Genomic DNA, 18,998 nt, shown 5'->3' with positions numbered 1-18,998 from the left:
CGGGTGAAATCAGAATACTCTCGAATTCCTGTAGCCATCGAGGAAGAGGCTGACGCAGCGGTCGGCAAGATCAGTAGGCATCATGCGGCCGTCCGGCTTGAACCAGGTATATGTCCAGTTGATCATGCCAAAGAACAGCATCGCATCGACATGGGCGCTCGCCTCGTCCTTCGCTCGCTCCGGGCGGATTTTCGCCAGCATGTCGGTGACGATCGAGATCAGCTGGCGCTGTTTCTTAATGACGTCCTTTCTCACGTTGTTGGGCAGGAACTCCATGCAGGTCAGCATCACCACGTGCTTGTCACGGGAGACGGAATAGATCTGGAGGAAAAACCTGATCAGTTTCTGGAAACAGGCGATCTCATCCTCGCGTCCCGAAAGGATGTCGTCGCAGCCGGCCAGCAGCTTGTCGACATGTTCCGTCAGCATGAAGACGAGGATAGCTTCTTTCGATTCGAAGTAGTGGTAGAGGCGGGATTTAGAGCAGTCGCACGCGGCGGCGATATCGCCGATCGATGTCGCCGCATAGCCGCGGTTTGCAAACAGCCCAGCTGCCTGCTTGATGATCGAAGCCTGGATGGAGTCGTAGTCAGGGGAGCGAGGTCGTGTCACAGGTGTCCTGAAATAATCGTCCGAACGATCGGACTATACCGCCCGGTGGCTGACTTGGCAATTTTGCGACCGGTTTGACGCCGCCTCGTCACCGTCCAGGCGTGGCAGCGATCAGTGGCAGATGGGGTGGTGCCGAGATAGCGGACATGCTCGGCTGAGATATCGCTCAGGCGCGCGGTGCCGAGCAGTGTGGCGCGCTCCAGCTCGGTCCCGAGGATCGAGATGACATGGGCGATGCCGGGTTCGCCGGCGGCGGCGGCACCGTACAGCGTGTTGCGTCCCATCAGGACCGCGTTCGCGCTGAGCGCGCGCGGTTGATGATGTCCGTCCCGCGCCGGAATCCGCTACATGTCTGAAGGCCGCCGCCCTCCTGTCAGGCGCGCTCGGCACGATGCAGCACCCGTGTCGCCTTGGCTTCGTAGCGCGGCAAGGTCCCTTCCCGGAGACACTCGACGTCAACGCCCATGCCGAGACGGGCGCGCACCTCGCGCTTGATATCCGCAACGATCAGTTCGGCGGGGCGGCCGGCCGTATGTTGCGCCTCGACAGCGATGCACATCGTTCCGATCGTGATGCGCTCCTTGTCGACATAGATCTGCCAGGCCTCTTTCACTGTTCCCGGCGTCGCGGCGATGATGTCTTCGATCTGCGAAGGGAAGACGATGACCCCCTTGACTTTAATCATGTCGTCGCTGCGGCCAATGATGCGCCCGATCTTGCGCATGCCCCTTCGCCCGGAGCGACAGTCGAAGGGTGAGGTCGACAGCCGCACCAGGTCGCGCGTGCGCCAGCGCACGACCGGCGAGGCTTCGCGACACAGCGTCGTGATGACAATCTCGCCGACCTCGCCAGGGGCAACGGGGCGAAGCGTCACCGGATCAAGGATCTCGGTGATGATCGTATCTTCGTTGATGAGCTGCAGCTCGTCCTCGTCATGGGTGAAGGGGGTGGAAATCGCCAGCACCGGGCCGCCGGCTTCGGTTGTGCCGTAGATGTTCTGGCTCACGAAGCCTTCCGGCATTTCCGCTTCCAGCTGGTTGCGGAATTCGGCAGATACTGATTGTCCGCCAAGAATGGCGAGCTTCATCGTCCACTCCGCCTTGGGATCGATGCCCATCTGCTTGGCGGTGGTGACTAGCGACATCAGCCAAAGTGGTGACATCGAGGCGACGTCGTAGCTGTGGTCGCGCAGCCATTTCACCACGAGTTCGCCGCGACCGGGCCCGATCGGAAACGTGGTGCAGTCGAGCGCCGCGAAACCTACATCGAGTGCCGGTCCTCCGATCCAGAGACCGTAGCCGTAGCCCTGATAGGCGCGCTGGCCGCGCTGCACGCCAGCGGCCGTCAGGATCCGTGCCATCTGATAGGGCAGGAGCTGACCATAGTCGTGCTCCGTCATGCCGAATAGGACCGGCAGCCCGGTCGTCCCTGAGGTTGCCGTGAATCTCCGCACCGAGTCCATCGGCGTGGCCAGGAACGGGAATGGATAGCGGCTGTGCAGGGCGGACTTGTCGAGCAGCGGCGCATGCTCGAGCCCGTCCGCGGCGGCGAGGTCGGAGGGCTTCATGCCGGCGGCCGCGAAATGCGCGACCCAGTCCGGCCGCTCGCCGAGGCGTTGGCCAAGCTTGCTCAGTCGCTCCTGCTGAAGGCGGCAGATGGCCGGATAGTCTAGGCGTTCGATATCGGGGTGAAGCATCCCGGGTTCCTCCTGCGAATTCATCCCTGGCGACCGTGTGTTGAGAAACCACGGTAATTTTTCTCTTTCTTAGACCGAACGTTTGGTCTAAGTAAAGGGCCAACGAGATATGCGAGCCACCGAAAGGATGGCCGTCAAGGGAACCAGCCGGTCGAGCCGGCGGAGGAAACAACGTTCAAGGAGGTCGAATTGAACAAGCTGATCGTTGCACTTGTCGCGGCTGTATCGTGGGCCGCACCTGCGCTGGCCGAGGTCAGGATTGGAATCATCGTGTCCGCCACGGGGCCGGCGGCATCCGTCGGAGTGACGCAACAGCGGACGGTGAGTGTTCTGCCGCCGAAACTCGGCGGCCAGGATGTCCGCTACATTCTGATGGACGATGCGTCGGACACCTCGACGTCGGTCACGGTTGCCCGCAAACTGATTACGGAGGACCGCGTTGACGTCATCGTCGGTCCGAGCCTGACCCCGAATTCGCTCGCGCTGCTGGATATCGTCGCTGAGACCGGGACGCCGATGATCAGCCTGGCCGGATCGGCCTTGATCGTCGAGCCGCCGGTCGACCGGCGGCGCTGGGTGTTCAAGACCCCGCAGAGCGATGCCCAGATGGCGTCCATTGTGCTCGATCATATGAAGCGTCGGAGCATCAAGTCGCTAGCGCTGATCGGGTTCAACGATGCGTATGGTGAAGGCTGGATCAAGGTGATGACGGCGCTGGCCGAGGCGGCCGGCATCAAGGTGGTGGGCTCTGAGCGTTACCAGCGAACCGACAGCAGCGTGCTCGGGCAGATTCTGAAGATCACGTCGCAAAGTCCCGATGCGATCTTTATTGCGGCGTCCGGCACCCCGGCAGCGTTGCCACAGATGACGCTCGCGGATCGGGGTTACAAGGGTGTCGTCTACCAGACACACGGTGTCGCCAATAACGACTTCCTGCGTATTGGTGGCAAGGCCCTCGAGGGGACGTTCGTGCCGGCGGGACCGGTGCTGGTCGCCGAGCAGCTGCCGGATAGCCATCCGGCCAAGGCCGCGGCGCTCGATTTCGTCCGCCGTTATGAGGCTATCCCCGGAGCAGGAGCCCGCTCGACCTTTGCGGCCTATCTCTGGGATGCGCAACTTATCCTCGATAGGGCGATCGCGGCAGCCGCGGTCAAGGCGCAGCCCGGGACAGACGCGTTTCGAATTGCGTTGCGGGATGCGATTGAAGCGACCAGTGACGTCGCCGGTCCGAACGGCGTCTACAACATGTCGTTCACCGATCACCTCGGTCTCGACGAGCGCTCGCGCGTCATGACACAGATCGTCAACGGCGGCTGGCGGCTGGTCCCATGATATCCCGACGTCTTCATTCGATGGCGGTGCCGAGGCGTGAGCCGGACGGCGGAGCCCTGCCATGACTGCGGATATTGCGGCGATCCTGCTGCAGGATGGCATCGCCAATGGCGCGATCTACATCCTGCTTGCGACAGTGCTCGTCCTCGTGTTCACGGTGACGCGCGTGATCTTCGTTCCGCAAGGGGATCTGGTCGCCTTTACAGCCCTGACCCTGGCGGCCTTTGATGCCGGGACCATACCAGGCACGGTGTGGATCTTATTGTTCGGGGCCGCCATCGCGCTGTCACTTGAAATGCTGGAGGCAGGCGCACGGCGCGATCGCGCGCGCTGTGTGCGATCGATCGTTCAGTTCGGCGTCGTGCCGGTCGCTGTTGCGCTGCTGGCTGTTCTGCTGGTCCCGAAGGATGCACCACTCCTGTGGAAGATGGCGGTCACATGCGCACTGGTCACCTGCATCAGTCCGGTGATCTATCGGATCGTGTTCCAGCCGATCGCGTCTGCTTCGCCCTTGGTGCTCCTGATTGCGGCGATCGCAACTCATCTGGGAATGAACAGTATCGGCTTGCAGGTGTTCGGGGCCGAGGGAGTGCGGACGCAAGGTTTCTCCGGTCCGCCGCTTTCGTTCGCCGGACAGTTGATCTCGCAGCAGGTGGCCGGAGTGGTCGCCAGCAGCATCGTCCTCGTGTTCGTGCTCTACTTGTTCTTTCATCGCTCGTTGCGTGGCCGCGCACTCCTGGCGGCTGCATACAACCGCCGTGGCGCGGAGATCGTGGGCATCAGCGCGGCCGCGGCCGGGCGCACGGCCTTCATCGTCGCCGGCTTCGTGGGAGCGGTATCGGGTCTGCTGGTGGGCCCGATGACAACGCTCTACTATGATTCTGGCTTCATTCTTGGCTTGAAGGGCTTTGTCGGCGCCATCGTGGGCGGGCTCGCGATCTATCCGCTCGCGGCAGCCGGTGCCGTGTTGGTTGGAGCGGTGGAGTCCTTTGCCTCGTTCTGGGCAAGCGCCTATCGCGATATCATCGTCTTCATGCTGATCATCCCGATCCTGTTCTGGCGCTCGGTGGTCAATCCCCACGCGGAGGATGGAATCGAATGATCGGTCGGCTTCTTGCTCTCGCGCCGTTCATCGCCGTTGCAGTTGCGGCCCTCGCGTCGCTCGTGTTGCCGGCCTATCAGGTGTCGGTGGCCACCTACGTGATGATCGCGTCGATCGTATGCACCGGATTGGTGCTGATGACCGGGATCGCGGGCATGGTTTCCTTCGGACAGGCCGCCTTCGTCGGCCTCGGCGCGTATACCTCGGCCTGTATGTCGACGCAGTTCGGGCTGTCGCCTTGGCTGGGTCTTGCCGGGGCGACGATCGGCGCGGCGGCGACCGCTGCCCTGATCGGCGTGGTTACGGTGCGAATGAGCGGCCATTATCTCGCGCTGGCGACACTTTGCTTTGGCATCAGCTTCTATTTTGGAATCGGAAACGCCGATGCGTTCGGCCGTTTCAACGGAATGACGGGAATCCCACCGGTCACGGTCGGTGGTTTTGAGTTGCGATCCGAGCGGCAGGCCTTCGGCCTTGTCCTGGTCGCGCTCGTGCTATCCGTTGCCTGGTGCCGGCGGCTGCTGGCATCTCGTTGCGGGCGCGTGTTGCGCTCGCTCCGTACGGGAAGCACGATCGCGGAGACCTTCGGAGCGAATGCGCAACGGCATCGCTTGCTGGCATTCGTCGCTGCGGCAGTGGTCGCCGCGCTGGCAGGCTGGCTCTACGCGCACGTGCAACGCTTCATCAATCCGACGCCTTTCGGTCTCAACGCCAGTATCGACTATCTGTTCATGACAGTGATCGGCGGCAGTGGGCAGGTCTGGGGGGCGTTGGTCGGTGCCGGGCTGGTGACAGTCATCAAGCATGAGCTGCAGGACCTGCTCCGGCCTCTATTCGGGGCGACGGCACGATTTGAACTGCTGGTCTTCGCCGCGCTGATGATCATCGTGCTGCACAAGGCGCGCAAGGGCCTGTGGCCCTTCCTGCAGCAGGTGGTCGCATCCCATATGCCGCCTCGAGCTCCGATTGCACCCGTCACGTTGACGAGCAGGAGGGGCAGGCCCGATCAGGGGCTGCCGGTCCTGACTGCGATCGGCTTGCGGCGGATGTTCGGCGGCCTCGTCGCAGTGGACGACGTCAGCTTCGATGTTCGAAGTGGCGAAATTCTCGGCGTTCTGGGTCCCAACGGGGCAGGGAAGAGCACCCTGTTCAACCTGATCAGCGGTGGCTTGCAGCGGAGCGGAGGTGAGCTGAGCTTCCTCGGGGTGCCGCTGGCACGCGTGAGCGCGCGCGACATGTGCGTGCGTGGGCTGTCGCGGACATTTCAGCACGCCGCGCTGGTTCCGGAGATGAGCCTGATCGAGAATGTCGCGATTGGCGCCACTCATCTCGGCCGATGCGGAATTGTGGCTGCGTCGTTGGGACTCGATGCTCGCGAGGAGCGGCAGCTATTGGGTTGGGCCCAGCACCTTCTCGACCGTGTCGGGCTCGGCGACAGAGCGTGGGAGCTTGCCGGGACGCTGTCCCTCGGTCATCAGCGGATCTTGGAGATCGCACGCGCGCTGGCGGCCGATCCGGTGCTGCTTCTGCTCGACGAGCCCGCCGCCGGCTTGCGCGCGAACGAAAAGACATTGCTTGCGGAGCTGCTGGTGCGGTTGCGAGCCGAGGGCCTCGCCATCGTTCTCGTTGAACACGATATGGAATTCGTCTTCCGCCTGGCCGATCGGCTGATGGTGATGAATTTCGGGCGCCGAATCGCATTCGGTGATCCCGAGGAGGTTCGCGCCGATACCGGTGTCCAGGAAGCGTATCTGGGAGTCGCTGCATGACGGTCCTACTGCAGCTCGAGCGTTTTGTGGTCCGCTATGGCCGTCTGACCGCGATCAATGACGTTTCGCTGGAAGCGCGGGCGGGGGAGGTCACTGCGGTTATCGGACCGAACGGCGCTGGCAAGACCTCTCTGGTCAATGCGGTGATGGGACTCGTGCCGTCTGGCGGTCGGTTGGTGTTCCCGCAATGGCCGGAGGCTTCTCGGTCGATCGAGGCGCGGGTCCGCGCCCGGATCTCGCTGGTACCGGAAACGCGCGACCTGTTCGGACCGATGACGGTGCTCGACAATCTCAAACTCGGCGCGTTCTCGGCGCGGATGGAACCACGCTTCGATATGCGCGCGCGACTCGCCGGCATATTTCGTCTCTTTCCTCGCCTCGACGAACGGCAAAACCAGCAGGCCAGCACACTGAGCGGGGGGGAGCGCCAGATGTTGGCTCTGGGGCGGGCTCTGATGTTGAAGCCGCGCTTTCTGATGCTCGATGAGCCAAGCCTCGGGCTCGCGCCGCTGATCGTCGCGGAAATGTTTCGGATCATCGCACGGCTGAAAAACGAAGGCGTGTCGATTCTCCTGATCGAGCAGAACGCGCGCGCCGCGCTGCGTCTTGCCGATCGTGCCTACGTGCTCGAAGGCGGAGCGATTCAATTGGCCGGGAAAGCTGCGGATGTTGCTGCGGACAGCCGCGTCATCGACGCCTACCTTGGAATGTCGGCAGCGACTCCATCAAATCCGGATGAGCGACAGATGGGCAAGGTGGGATGAAGCGCGCCATACCAGATGCGATCGCGAGGCTGAGCCAGCGGTTCGGGGACAAGTTGTCGACGTCCGCCGCGATCCGCAGCCATCACGCGAGCAGCGTCACCTCGCACGTAACGGTCGCGCCCGATGCGGTCCTGTTTCCGGCCTCGACGCAGGACGTCGTGGATGCGGTCACTATCTGCCATCGCTATCGGTGTCCGGTGGTGGCATTCGGCACCGGTACGTCGACGGAAGGGCAGATCAGCGCCGAGCATGGCGGGCTCACGATCGACCTGTCGCGAATGAACCGCGTCGTCCGGGTGTCGCCTGCCGATCTCGATTGCACCGTGGAGGCAGGGGTGGCCCGCAAGGCGCTCAACGCCGCCCTGCGGGACACGGGGCTGTTCTTTCCGATCGATCCGGGAGCGGATGCCTCGATCGGCGGGATGGCATCGACCCGTGCATCCGGCACCAACGCGGTGCGCTACGGAACCATGCGCGAACTGGTGATGTCGCTACGCGTCGTGCTGGCCGACGGCCAACTGATCGACACCGGCTCTCGCGCGCGGAAATCGTCCGCCGGTTATGACCTGACCCGTCTGTTTGTCGGTGCCGAAGGTACGCTCGGTATCATTACCGAGGTTACGTTGCGGCTTGCACCGATCCCGGAACGGATCGGGGCGGCGGTCTGCACCTTTCCAACCGTGGAGGCGGCAGTGTCGGCCGTCGTCGCTGCAACGCAGAGCGCCATCCCGCTGGCACGCGCGGAATTGCTCGACGCGCTGCAGATCGAGGCGTGCAACCGTTATTCGAAGCTCGATCTTGCCGTTCGGCCGACGCTGTTTCTGGAATTTCATGGGACGCAGCTGGCGGTCGATGAACAGGTCGGCCTGATGACCGCGATTGCGACGGAGTTCGGCGGTGGCACATTCCGATGGGCGACTGCGACCGAAGACCGGACAAAGCTCTGGCAAGCCCGCCATGACGTCTGGTGGGCAGCGCTGGCACTCCGTCCCGGATCGCGGGGAGTACCAACCGATATCTGCGTGCCGATATCCGAGCTACCTGGCGTGATCGCCCAGACCCGCCAGGACGTTGCCGAGCTCGATCTGATTGCGCCGCTGTGCGGTCATGTCGGCGACGGCAACTTTCATCTCTGCGTTCTGGTCAATCCCGAGGACGAGGACGAGAAGCGCCGGATCGTGGAGCTGAACACCCGCATGATCGCGCGAGCCCATGCCGTTGGTGGTACGTGTACCGGCGAACATGGCATCGGTACCGGCAAGATGGATTACCTTGTTGCCGAGCGAGGGACGGCGATGATGGCGCTCGCTTCGCTCAAGCGTGCGCTTGATCCGCGCAACATCATGAATCCCGGAAAGGTCCTGCGCGTCGCTGACTATCAACCCTATCAATGACGTCGATCGCGCGGTGCCTCATGAGTACTGAACAGTCGAAAAAAGAGCAATCCATCATGACCCTTCGCGAAACTGCAACCCGCGTCGATCTCGACTATCGCCTCCATGATGCGATCACCAAAACCGAAGGGCGTGTTTTTGCGTCGGGCACGCAGGCGCTCGTCCGCATGCTGGTGATGCAGCGGCTTGCGGACCGGCGCGATGGCATCCATTCCGCAGGCTTCGTCAGCGGCTATCGCGGCTCGCCGCTCGCCGGCGTGGACACGGAGCTGTGGCGGGCGAAATCCGCATTAGCGGATCACGACATCAGATTTTTGCCGGGTATCAACGAAGATTTGGCCGCGACGGCCGTCTCCGGCACACAACGGGTCGCAGACGATCCAAACCGGACCGTTGAAGGGGTATTCGCCCTCTGGTACGGCAAGGGCCCCGGCGTTGATCGCGCTGGTGACGCTATCCGGCACGGCCATGCCGCTGGTGCTTCAGTCAAGGGGGGTGTTGTCCTCGTGGTTGGCGACGATCATGCCGCCACCTCCTCCTCGATCCCGAACGCCAGTGACATGTCCTTGATGGGGTGGGGAATTCCGATCGTTCATCCGGCAAGCGTCGACGAATATGTGGAATTTGGGCTGTGGAGCTGGGCGGCTTCGCGCTTTTCCGGTGCCTGGGTTGCTTTCAAGGCGATCTCCGAAACGGTGGAGAGCAGCCGCGGCTTCGCCGTTCCCGTGCTGCCGCGCTTTGCGGTACCGTCGCGAGGCGGCTTTCCGGAAGGCGGTCTCGGATATGCCACCCGCGATTTTCTGACCCCTGCCATTGAACTGCGAATTGCTCATCGCCTGGAAGCGATCGCTGCGTTCGCGCGGGCAAATCCGTTGGACAGAATGCTGGTTGACGCACCAGGCGCTGACATCGGCATTGTTGCCATTGGCAAGAACGCGAAGGACGTTCTGGAAGTGTTTGAGCGCGCCGGCTTGCCGCAGCAGGCTCTGGCGGAGAAGGGCGTCAGAATCTGGCGGCCAGGTCTGACATTTCCGCTCGATCGCGACCGCTTGGGGCAGTTCGCGCATGGACTGAAACACATCCTGGTCGTGGAGGAGAAAGCAAACCTCGTTGAAGGGCAGATCAAGGATGCGATCTTCAACTGGCCCGCGGATCGCAGGCCGAGCGTTTGGGGGCGCGGTAGCCTTGACGGATCGCCCCTTATCACGGCGCTTGGCCAGCATCGTCCTTCTTCGCTTGCACCGCCGCTGTCGGCCTGGCTCTCCAACGTGCGGCCAGACCTCGCCTTTAGCGACAGGCTTGGCCTGTTTGAACGGTCGGTTTCGTTGAGCAATGCGGCGGACGGCATGCGGCGGCTGCCATACTTCTGCTCAGGCTGCCCGCACAACTCGTCCACCAGGATTCCCGCGGGGAGCATCGCCCTTGCCGGAGTGGGTTGTCACTATATGGCGAGCTGGATGGATCGGCAGACGTCCGGACTGACCCAGATGGGCGCCGAAGGAGTCGATTGGGTGGGGCAGGCGGCCTTCACCACCACGCCCCACGTTTTTCAGAACATGGGCGAGGGCACCTACTTCCATTCCGGTCATCTCGCCATCCGGCAATCGATCGCCGCGGGGCACAACATTACGTACAAGATCCTGTTCAACGATGCCGTGGCGATGACGGGGGGCCAGCCGGTCGACGGCCAACTTACGGTTCCTCAGATCGCGCGGCAGGTGGCGAGTGAAGGGGCGAAGAGGGTGGTGATCGTTACCGACGACACCGCTCGTTATGCGGGGACGGTGCTGGACGGGGTTACCATCCATGATCGACTCGATCTCGATCCGGTCCAGCGCGAATTGCGCGCGATCAAGGGCGTCACGGTGCTGATCTATGATCAGACCTGTGCCGCGGAGAAACGTCGGCGGAGGAAGAAGGGCGCATACCCCGATCCGGCCCGACGGATGTTCATCAACAGCGCCGTATGTGAAGGATGTGGCGACTGCGGAAAGGCGTCCAACTGCCTTTCGATTGTGCCGCTTGAGACCGATCTCGGCCGCAAGCGCGCGATCGATCAGACGTCGTGCAACAAGGACTTTTCCTGCGTTGAGGGCTTCTGCCCGAGCTTCGTCTCTGTTCTGGGCGGAGGGCTGCGCAAACAGCCGGCGTCAGGCCGGGATTGGATTGCTCACGCCAACTCCCTTCCGCGGCCATCGTTGGAGTTGCCTGACGGGCGGCCGCACAATCTTCTCGTGGCCGGCGTCGGCGGCAGCGGCATCATCACGGTTGGTGCCATCATCGCAATGGCTGCCCATCTCGACGGTTTGGAGGTGGCCGAGCTCGATTTCACGGCGCTTGCGCAGAAGGGCGGCTCCGTGATGTGCCACCTTCGGATCGCAGCAAGCGGGAGCGCGATCAACCAGCCCCGCATCGACTGGGGCGAGGCCGACGGGGTGGTAATGGGCGACCTCATCGTCGGTTGCCTGCCCGACAGTCTCGGGACGGTTCGGAAGGATAGGACCCGCATCCTGGTCAATACCCATCTGGGGTCGACTGCGGAATTCACCCGCGATCCAGATGCAGATCCACGGCGCGACGACCTCTTGGCCAAAGTTCGTCATGCAGCCGGCGCGGACAGTGTGTCGAGTTTCGATGCTCAGCAATTGGCTCAAGAGCAGTTCGGCGAGACGACAGGCGCCAATATGGTCCTGGTCGGACACGCCTGGCAGCAGGGACTGATCCCGGTGAGCGAGGCCGCGATAATCCAGGCGATTACCCTCAACGGAGTGGCGGTGGATGCGAACAAGCGTGCATTTGCTTGCGGTCGTGTTGTCGCCGCACAGGGGATCCCTACATGCGCCACCCAGTCCGTCACCTTGATGCAGCCGGAGCGCTGGGAGGCTCTGGTCGACCGGCGAGCCGACGAACTCACCCGGTACCAGAACGCAAACTACGCGACATCGTATCAGACTTTCGTGGCTCACTGCGCCGCGATGGAGCAGCACAAGCTGAAGGACGCCAATAGGTTCGTTTTGACGAAGATCATTGCGAGCGCGTTGTTCAAGCTCATGGCCTACAAAGACGAGTACGAGGTCGCCCGACTTTATTCGAGGCCTGAATTCATCGCTGCGCTACGGCAGCAGTTCGAGGGAGACTTCGAGCTCCGTTTCCATCTCGCGCCCCCATTTCTCGCACGACCACGCGCCGGAAGCGCGGTGCCGCAGAAAATCGCATTTGGTCCCTGGATGTTGCGTGCTTTCGCGGTGCTCGCACGTTTGCGTGTCCTGCGCGGAACGGTGTTCGATCCGTTCGGCTATACCGAGGAACGGCGATTTGAGCGACGTCTGATCGATGACTACAAGGCGCTAGTCGACCGCCTTCTGGCCGGCCTGTCGCCGGCTACACTCGACATCGCGGCGAAGCTCGCAATGCTGCCGGAAAAAATAAGAGGATTCGGTCACGTCAAGCGGGCGAATGCGGAGATGGCGAAGCGGGAAGAGCAGCGGCTGCTGCAGCAGTTCGAGGCAATTCGGAATCCGGCCCCAGGTCGCATCACGGATGTCGCATGAGGCCGCCATGCTGACAATCATCCGCGGCCTCTACCGAAACGGCGGTGCAGAGGAGCGTCTCGCGATCCGCGATGTGCATATCGCTTACATGATCGAAAACCGCCGCTGGCTCGAGCAGGGCGGCGCCCTGTTGTCAGCCGATGGCGCTGTCGTCGAGGGCATGTTTCTGATGGTGCGTCACGAGACGCGCGAAGCGGTCGAAGTCTTTCTTGCCAACGAGCCGTACATGCGGGCGGGACTGTTCAAAAGTGTCACGATCGACGCGTTCGATCGGTTTGTGCCGCACACAGATCCCCATTTTCTCGAGAGGCTTCTCGCATCGGCGCAGGGCCAAACCTTGTCTGAGCTTCGCTGATCCTCCCACAGTGGGGCGTGCCTCAAGAAGAAGGGACGTATTATCGGAATTCAAGCCGCGCTGAAGGCGATCCTGTCGGAGTATCGTATTTCAGATGCAACCAGAGCTGCCTGACCTGATACTCGGCTGCAACGTGGTCGCCGTCGCGCTGGTGCTGCTCACCGTTCCGATATTCGCCGCCTTGATGCGGATTCCGTTTGTCATCATCGCGGCCCTGATGGTGATCATCTATGTAGTGGCGGCTACTCGGTGCCGAACTCCTATCTCGACGTCGTGATGAAGCTCGGCTTCGGCGTCGTCGGCTATCTCTTCAAGAAGCTGTTCTATCCGTTGGCGCCGCTGGTGCTCGCGATCGTCATCGGCGACAAGGCCGAAGATGCTTTCCGGCAGTCGATGCTGATGTCCAAGGGATCGCTCGGGGTGCTCTTTGCCAATTGGCTCGTGACGAGCCTTGTCGTGGCCGGGTTAGCGCTATAACTGCTGCCGCTTGCACTCCAGATCGCGCAAATCCCGCGCAGGCCGCCGCGTCGCTGCCGCCATGCCCATTCCTATGAGCCATCGTCCGTCCCGGATCTGACCGGGCCTGGCGCTACGGTTGCGCCATTCGAACAGCCGAGCGCCCTCCCGCAGTCGGTCGGCCATCTTGCGATAGGTTTCGGGGTTCGAGCCGGGATCGTAGGCGACGACTTCGATTTCGCGACCGAGGATGCCGCCAGCTTCGTTGATCTCCTGGATGGCGAGCGCCGTGTCGGAGAAATGCTCGGATTCCGAGACCGCCATCAAACCGGTACGCGAAAAAAAGCACGTCGACGCGCGTCCCGATCGGATTGTTTCGCGGGTCGCTTCGCCGTCATCATGAAATACTCTCCAGCGCTGGCAGGGGAACGAACGGATCTGCTCAGCTTTCGATTGCAACAAAGCTGCTCACCAGCGGCTTGGCAACCGTCCAGCCATACCGGGCGGGCCAAAATTGTTGTTCGAAATCAGCGAAATGCCGCCTCGTTTGAAGGCGTCAGCGCATGTAGCGGATCGAGGCAAAACGACCCAGGCAGGCGCCGCGCGACTGCTCTGCAGCTTCCACCGACGCCTGGCTCGAGCCGAAATCCTGACGCGGGATTTTGTCCAGCGTTGCTCTCGCGCGGCCGTCGTGGCGGTTCTCCGACAGCTTGTCGAGCATGGTGCGCAGGCGCTGGTTCTCGATCTCAAGCTCCCGCAGATGACGAAGGGCAGGCGAGGTGAGACCGCCATAACGTTTGCGCCAACGATAGAAGGTCCGCAGCGAGACACGGGCCGTGCTACAAATTTCGGCAATCGAAATGCCGGCATCTGCCTCTTCGAGCAGGAATAAAATTTCGTGTTCAGTGTGCTGTGAGCGGCGCATCGGCGTGGACCCTCATACGTGACCGATTACGGGCATATCGCATAGATTTCAGCCATTTGATAGAGACGCGATGCTTGCGCTGCCGGCATGACGGCAACGCCGTTTGATGCATCGCGGGTGTTGCGCACATTGCGTCATTGCGGTCGCCCGCGAGGCAAAGGTAACATCCTAAATGGCAAAAGTGACATCACGATTCGAGAAGCAAAGTCCTTGCCGAGCGCTTGAGCACACCTGAATACTATTTGGCGTTGCCTGACCAAATGCCATGATTTGAAATCGGACAGCACTCGGAGAGCAGAGGTCCGATCCATGGCAAGGTTTTCACGGCGTTCGTTTCTTCGCGGAACTGGACTTGGCGCGGCGGCGGCGCTGACGACGTCGGTCGCTATGCCGGCAATCGTGCGGTCCGCAAATGCAGCCGGCGGCACGGTCAAGCTCGGCTGCCTGTTTTCGTCGTCGGGGACGATGGCCAACATCGAGGGCCGCTTGAATCACGTCGTGAAGATGGCGGCGTCGGAAATCAACGCGAAGGGGGGCGTCAACGGCCGCACCATCGAGGTCATGGTCTCCGATCCCGCCTCCGACTGGCCGCTCTACGCGCAGATTGGCAAGCAGATGCTCGACCAGGACAAAGTTGCAGCACTGTTCGGCTGCTGGACCTCGGTCTCGCGCAAAACCGTGCTTCCCGTGGTTGAGCAGGCCAACGGGCTGCTGTTCTACCCGCTGCATTTCGAGGGTGACGAGAACTCGAAGAACGTCGTCTATGTCAATTCGCCACCCGCGAGCTCGGTGCTGCCGGCGGTCGATTATCTGATGAGCGAAGACGGTGTCAGCGCCAAGCGCTTCTTCATGCTCGGCTCGGATTACGTCTGGCCGCGTACAATCAACAAGCAGCTCAAGGGTTACTGGAAGTCCAAGGGCATCGCCGAGAGCGCGTGGAAGGAAGAGTATGTCCCGCTGGGCTTCTCCAACTTCCAGACGCTGGTCAACCAGATCCGCGCCTTCGCGGACGCGGGCGGAGGCAAGCCGATCGTGGTGCTGACGGTGGTTGGTTCGTCGATCCCGGACTTCCTGCGCGAATTCGCCAATCAGGGGATCAAGGCCACCGACGTGCCGGTGCTCGGGCTCGACATGGTCGAAGCCGATCTCGAAGGTCTCAACACGGAGCCGCTGGTCGGCCATCTCAATTGCTGGGCTTATCTGCAGAACGCGAAGGCGCCGGCGAATACGGCTTTCCTCAAGCAGTGGGCCGATTACGTGAAGGCCAACAACGTGCCGTTCAAGGCGGATGTCGCCATCGATCCGATGGTTTCGGCCTATGATGCGGTTCACCTCTGGGCCATGGCGTCCGCCAAGGCCAATTCGTTCGATGTGCCGGAGGTGACGAAGGCTTTCGCGGGTCTCTCCTTCGATTGTCCGTCCGGATACAAGCTCTCAATGACGGCCGACAACAACTATGTCTCGCGTGGCGTCTTCATCGGTTCGGTCAACGAGAAGCAGGGCTTTGACATTCTTTGGCAGTCCAAGGACACGCCAAAACCTGTTCCGTTTAGCCCTTACAGTTGATCCGTGATCGCAGGCTCGCCTGGCCCGTCGGCTTCGCTCGGATGGTCGCGCATGATTCGTGGCCTTGCGCTTGTGTTGTGGGTGCTCGTTGTCGCGTGGTGCTCGACCGCTTATGCCATGGAGCGGGCCGATCTGATCGGCAAAGTGTGCGGCGACGCGGCGGCGATGGGGGAGGCAGGTCGCGCAATGATCGACATCGCGGCGGAGGGCTCCCCCGACGATCGCGCCTGGGCCGCGCCGATTGCACGCAGCGTGATGGATCGGAAACTGTCCTGCGATGCCACGGGCGCCGTCGTCGCCTCGGCTGACGGGTCGGTTGACGCGCTGACGCGGGCGGCACGGAGCGCCGCCGACGGCAGCCGCTTGCCATTGCTTAGCCTGAAGAACAGAGCGGTGTTTGAGACAGCCGACGCGGCGCTCGCTTTGCGCAGCTCGCCGGATCCCGCACGCCGCGCTGCAGCCCTGCGCACGCTGGAACGGCAGGCCTCGAATCTGCCCGAGCAACTGTTCGAGACTGCCGGCCGCGACGAGAGCAATCCTGGCCTGAAAGCGCAGATCTCGGCAGTTGCGCAGGGCGCCGCTTTGAACTCACCCGACATGGACAAGCGCATCGCCGCGATCGGCCGCATCGCGTCCAGGCCGGACCGGCACGCGCTGGCGCTGGTAGGACCGCTGACAAACGATCCCGCCTACGGCGCCAATACTGACTTCAGGCGCGCCGTCGATGCGGCGAGCGCAGCGATCCGTCGGGGCATCACGATCGGCGACACGCTCGCCACTCTTTACAATGGCCTGAGTTTCGCGAGCATCCTGTTCATGGCCGCGATCGGGCTGGCGGTCATCTTCGGCCTGATGGGCGTAATCAATCTCGCGCAAGGCGAGTTCATCATGCTCGGCGGCTATATCACCTGGCTGGTGCAGGAAGCCTTGCGGCTGATCGCGCCCGGCCTGCTGCAGTGGTATCTCATCATTGCGATTCCCGCTGTCTTCCTGGTGACCGCTGCGATCGGCATCGTGCTGGAAGCGATCCTTCTGCGCCATCTCTATCGCCGTCCGCTGATGAGCCTGCTTGCGACCTGGGCGGTCAGCCTGTTCCTGATCAATCTGGTGCGCGTGACCTTCGGCACACAGAACCTCCAATTCGTCACTCCGTTCTACGTCACCGGCGGGGTGCCCGTGATCGGTGATTTCATCTTTACCTGGAACCGCATGTTTGCGATCGCGTTTGCGGTGGTCACGCTTGGCCTGACCTGGGGCTTGATGCGCCTGACCCCGCTGGGGCTGAACATCCGGGCCGTGACCCAGAATCGGACCATGGCCGGCTGTATTGGCATCGCCGTGCGCCGCGTCGACATGCTGGCGTTCGGACTTGGTTCGGGACTTGCAGGATTGGCAGGGTTGGCGCTCGCGCCAATCTACAGCGTCAATCCGCAGATGGGACAGAACTTTGTCATCGACAGCTTCATGGTGGTGGTGCTCGGCGGCGTCGGCACGATCGCCGGCACCATCGTCGCAGCCCTTGGCATCGGACAGATCAATGTGCTGATCGAGCCGCTGTGGGGCGCGGTTGCGGCCAAGGTCATCGTGCTCTTGATGATCATCGGTTTCCTGCAATGGCGGCCGGAAGGCCTGTTCGCCATCAAGGGACGCCGGAAATGAGCTCAATCTGGTCGGACCGGCCGTTCCTGGCTGCGTTGGCTGCAGTGCTTGCGGTAGCGCTGTCGCTGGTCACGTCCATTGCGGTTCCGTTCGGCTTGTCCGCTTATCTCGCCAATGCCATCGGGCAACTCGCGGCCTTCGCGGTGCTGGCGCTTTCGCTCGACCTGATCTGGGGCTATCTCGGCATCCTCTCGCTCGGGCACGGGCTGTTCTTCGGCATCGGCGGTTATGTCGTCGCGATGTATCTCCTCAAGCATTCATTCGAGGTCACCGGCAAGGTGCCGGACTTCATGCAGTTCATGGGCTGGACGGCGTTCCCGTTCTATTGGGCGGGCTTTGGCTACTTTGTCTATGCTGCGCTTGTCGCTGTTGCCGTGACTCTCCTGATCTCCGGCGTGTTCGGCTACGTCTCGTTCCGCTCCCGCGTCGGCGGTGTCTATTTCGCGATCATCACCCAGGCGCTGGTCTATGTCGCGATGCTGCTGATGTTCCGCAACGATACCGGCTTCGGCGGCAACAATGGCATGACCGGGTTCGCCGTCATCTTCGATTGGCCGATCGGCTCGCGCGGCGTCGTCATCTCGATCGCGGCGATCTCGGTCGTTGTCCTTGCCTTGACGATGCTTGGCTGCCGCCTGCTGCTGCAGAGCCGATTCGGCATGCTCATGATCGCGGCGCGGGACGACGAGGTGAGGCTGCGCACGCTCGGCTATGACACCTTATTGTTGAAGCTCGCCGTCTGGTGCCTGTCGGCGCTGATTGCGGCGCTCGCCGGCTTGCTCTATGTGCCGCAGGTCGGCATCATCAATCCCCGGCTGCTCGCGCCCGATCTGTCGCTCGAAATCGCGGTCTGGGTCGCGATCGGCGGACGAGGGCACCTGATCGGCGCCGTCATCGGCGCGGTGCTGGTCAATGCGATCAAGTTCTGGCTGTCGGCTGCCGCGCCCGAGCTCTGGCCGTTCATCCTTTCGGGGCTCATCGTGCTGGTCGTGTTCGTATTCCCGAACGGGCTCGTCGATCTCGCCAGGTTCAGGCTTCATCGCCCGCTGATCTCACGGCTGTCTTCCGAACCGGCGGAGCTGAACCGGTGAGCGGGACCGCGCTGGTGATCGACGCGGTGACGGTCGAGTTCGGCAGTTTTCGTGCCATCGATACGCTGTCGCTGGCGATCGACTTCGGCGAGGTCCGGGCGGTGATCGGCCCGAACGGCGCGGGCAAAACGACGTTGCTGGACGTGATCTCCGGCATCACGCAGCCCAAGAAGGGCCGGGTGATCTTTGGCGACGCCACCGACGTCCTGCGCGCCGGTGAATCCCAGATCGCCCGTGCGGGCATCCGGCGGAAATTCCAGAAGCCGAGCATCTTCGAGGGCCTGAACGTACGCCAGCACATCGAGATCGGTGCGCAGGGCGGGCTGAAATGGTCTCTCTCGAGAGCCGAACTCGATCAACGCGTCGCAGAGGTTCTGGATGCTGTCGGCCTGTTGGCCCTGGCCAATCGCTCCGCATCCGAACTCGCACATGGACAGAAGCAGTGGCTGGAGATCGGCATGGTCCTGGCGTCAAACCCGTCCGTGCTGATGCTGGACGAGCCGGTCGCCGGCTTGACAGACGAAGAGACCGAACGCACGGCCGCTCTCGTGCGAAGTCTCAAGCGCGCCGATCGTGCCATCGTCGTGGTCGAGCACGACATGGATTTCGTCGAGCAGATCGCCGATCGCGTCACGGTCCTGCACGAAGGAAAGACGTTGTTCGAGGGCTCGATGGCGAATGCAAGGGCGGACGCCCGCGTCATCGACGTCTATCTGGGGCGATAGG

At 62.4% G+C, this 18,998-nt stretch carries 16 protein-coding genes and 1 pseudogene; 12 read left to right on the top strand and 5 right to left on the bottom strand.

From position 1 onward, the window contains the following. Nucleotides 1–9: 9 nt before the first annotated feature. The 3 genes from ACZIRK_RS00370 to ACZIRK_RS00360 are packed head-to-tail and all read right to left on the bottom strand — an operon-like array spanning nt 10 to nt 2,308. Nucleotides 10–612, bottom strand: coding sequence for a TetR/AcrR family transcriptional regulator (locus tag ACZIRK_RS00370; protein ID WP_130222457.1), 603 nt, complete (start codon nt 610–612; stop codon nt 10–12). Then, the gene (locus tag ACZIRK_RS00365; protein ID WP_283813224.1) at nt 609–953 is read right to left on the bottom strand and encodes an alpha-hydroxy-acid oxidizing protein; all 345 of its coding nucleotides are present in this window, start codon (nt 951–953) and stop codon (nt 609–611) included. Before ACZIRK_RS00365 ends, ACZIRK_RS00370 begins: the two co-directional genes overlap by 4 nt. 32 nt (nt 954–985) lie before the next feature. Continuing rightward, nucleotides 986–2,308 carry a phenylacetate--CoA ligase family protein gene (locus ACZIRK_RS00360; RefSeq protein WP_463326719.1) on the bottom strand — a complete coding sequence of 441 codons (1,323 nt, stop codon included), beginning with the start codon at nt 2,306–2,308 and terminating at the stop codon, nt 986–988. A 189-nt stretch (nt 2,309–2,497) separates the two neighbouring features. Here ACZIRK_RS00360 and ACZIRK_RS00355 point away from each other — a divergent pair, with 189 nt between their 5' ends. From ACZIRK_RS00355 to ACZIRK_RS00320, 8 genes and pseudogenes are all read left to right on the top strand, one after another. After that, nucleotides 2,498–3,640, top strand: a complete 1,143-nt coding sequence (locus tag ACZIRK_RS00355) for an ABC transporter substrate-binding protein (protein ID WP_456643452.1) — start codon at nt 2,498–2,500, stop codon at nt 3,638–3,640. A 61-nt stretch (nt 3,641–3,701) separates the two neighbouring features. Continuing rightward, on the top strand, nt 3,702–4,742 hold the full coding sequence (locus tag ACZIRK_RS00350) for a branched-chain amino acid ABC transporter permease (RefSeq protein ID WP_463326718.1): 1,041 nt from the start codon (nt 3,702–3,704) through the stop codon (nt 4,740–4,742). Next, nucleotides 4,739–6,511 (top strand): branched-chain amino acid ABC transporter ATP-binding protein/permease, encoded by a 1,773-nt coding sequence (locus tag ACZIRK_RS00345; RefSeq protein ID WP_463326717.1) that lies wholly within the window; start codon nt 4,739–4,741, stop codon nt 6,509–6,511. Before ACZIRK_RS00350 ends, ACZIRK_RS00345 begins: the two co-directional genes overlap by 4 nt. Next, on the top strand, nt 6,508–7,275 hold the full coding sequence (locus tag ACZIRK_RS00340) for an ABC transporter ATP-binding protein (protein ID WP_463326716.1): 768 nt from the start codon (nt 6,508–6,510) through the stop codon (nt 7,273–7,275). Before ACZIRK_RS00345 ends, ACZIRK_RS00340 begins: the two co-directional genes overlap by 4 nt. Then, nucleotides 7,272–8,669 carry an FAD-binding oxidoreductase gene (locus ACZIRK_RS00335; protein ID WP_463326715.1) on the top strand — a complete coding sequence of 466 codons (1,398 nt, stop codon included), beginning with the start codon at nt 7,272–7,274 and terminating at the stop codon, nt 8,667–8,669. Before ACZIRK_RS00340 ends, ACZIRK_RS00335 begins: the two co-directional genes overlap by 4 nt. A 56-nt stretch (nt 8,670–8,725) precedes the next feature. Continuing rightward, nucleotides 8,726–12,220 (top strand): indolepyruvate ferredoxin oxidoreductase family protein, encoded by a 3,495-nt coding sequence (locus tag ACZIRK_RS00330; RefSeq protein WP_463326714.1) that lies wholly within the window; start codon nt 8,726–8,728, stop codon nt 12,218–12,220. Nucleotides 12,221–12,227: 7 nt separating this feature from the next. Next, nucleotides 12,228–12,575, top strand: coding sequence for a YciI family protein (locus ACZIRK_RS00325; protein WP_463326713.1), 348 nt, complete (start codon nt 12,228–12,230; stop codon nt 12,573–12,575). Nucleotides 12,576–12,705: 130 nt separating this feature from the next. Beyond that, nucleotides 12,706–13,049: pseudogene (locus tag ACZIRK_RS00320) on the top strand (tripartite tricarboxylate transporter permease); the annotation flags it as partial. Here the strand turns inward: ACZIRK_RS00320 and ACZIRK_RS00315 are convergent. Beyond that, complete coding sequence (locus ACZIRK_RS00315) at nt 13,047–13,355, bottom strand: transporter substrate-binding protein (RefSeq protein WP_463326712.1); 309 nt, start codon at nt 13,353–13,355, stop codon at nt 13,047–13,049. The pseudogene ACZIRK_RS00320 and the gene ACZIRK_RS00315 overlap by 3 nt on opposite strands. A gap of 232 nt (nt 13,356–13,587) precedes the next feature. Then, nucleotides 13,588–13,956, bottom strand: coding sequence for a transposase (locus tag ACZIRK_RS00310; RefSeq protein ID WP_028163167.1), 369 nt, complete (start codon nt 13,954–13,956; stop codon nt 13,588–13,590). Nucleotides 13,957–14,265: 309 nt separating this feature from the next. Between ACZIRK_RS00310 and ACZIRK_RS00305 the strand changes: the two genes are divergently transcribed. The 4 genes from ACZIRK_RS00305 to ACZIRK_RS00290 are packed head-to-tail and all read left to right on the top strand — an operon-like array spanning nt 14,266 to nt 18,997. Further along, on the top strand, nt 14,266–15,522 hold the full coding sequence (locus tag ACZIRK_RS00305) for a substrate-binding domain-containing protein (RefSeq protein WP_463326711.1): 1,257 nt from the start codon (nt 14,266–14,268) through the stop codon (nt 15,520–15,522). A gap of 51 nt (nt 15,523–15,573) precedes the next feature. Continuing rightward, nucleotides 15,574–17,181: an urea ABC transporter permease subunit UrtB gene (gene urtB, locus ACZIRK_RS00300; protein ID WP_463326710.1), complete on the top strand. Its 1,608-nt coding sequence runs from the start codon at nt 15,574–15,576 to the stop codon at nt 17,179–17,181. Further along, complete coding sequence (gene urtC / locus ACZIRK_RS00295) at nt 17,178–18,272, top strand: urea ABC transporter permease subunit UrtC (RefSeq protein ID WP_463326709.1); 1,095 nt, start codon at nt 17,178–17,180, stop codon at nt 18,270–18,272. Before urtB ends, urtC begins: the two co-directional genes overlap by 4 nt. Then, entirely contained in the window at nt 18,269–18,997 is a 729-nt protein-coding gene (locus ACZIRK_RS00290; protein ID WP_028163170.1) for an ABC transporter ATP-binding protein, read from the top strand. Before urtC ends, ACZIRK_RS00290 begins: the two co-directional genes overlap by 4 nt. Nucleotide 18,998: the final 1 nt, after the last annotated feature.

The organism is Bradyrhizobium sp. Leo114 (assembly GCF_055229415.2).
The sequence above is the reverse complement of the archived record's forward strand: the minus strand, read 5'-3'. Positions and strand labels throughout refer to the sequence as shown.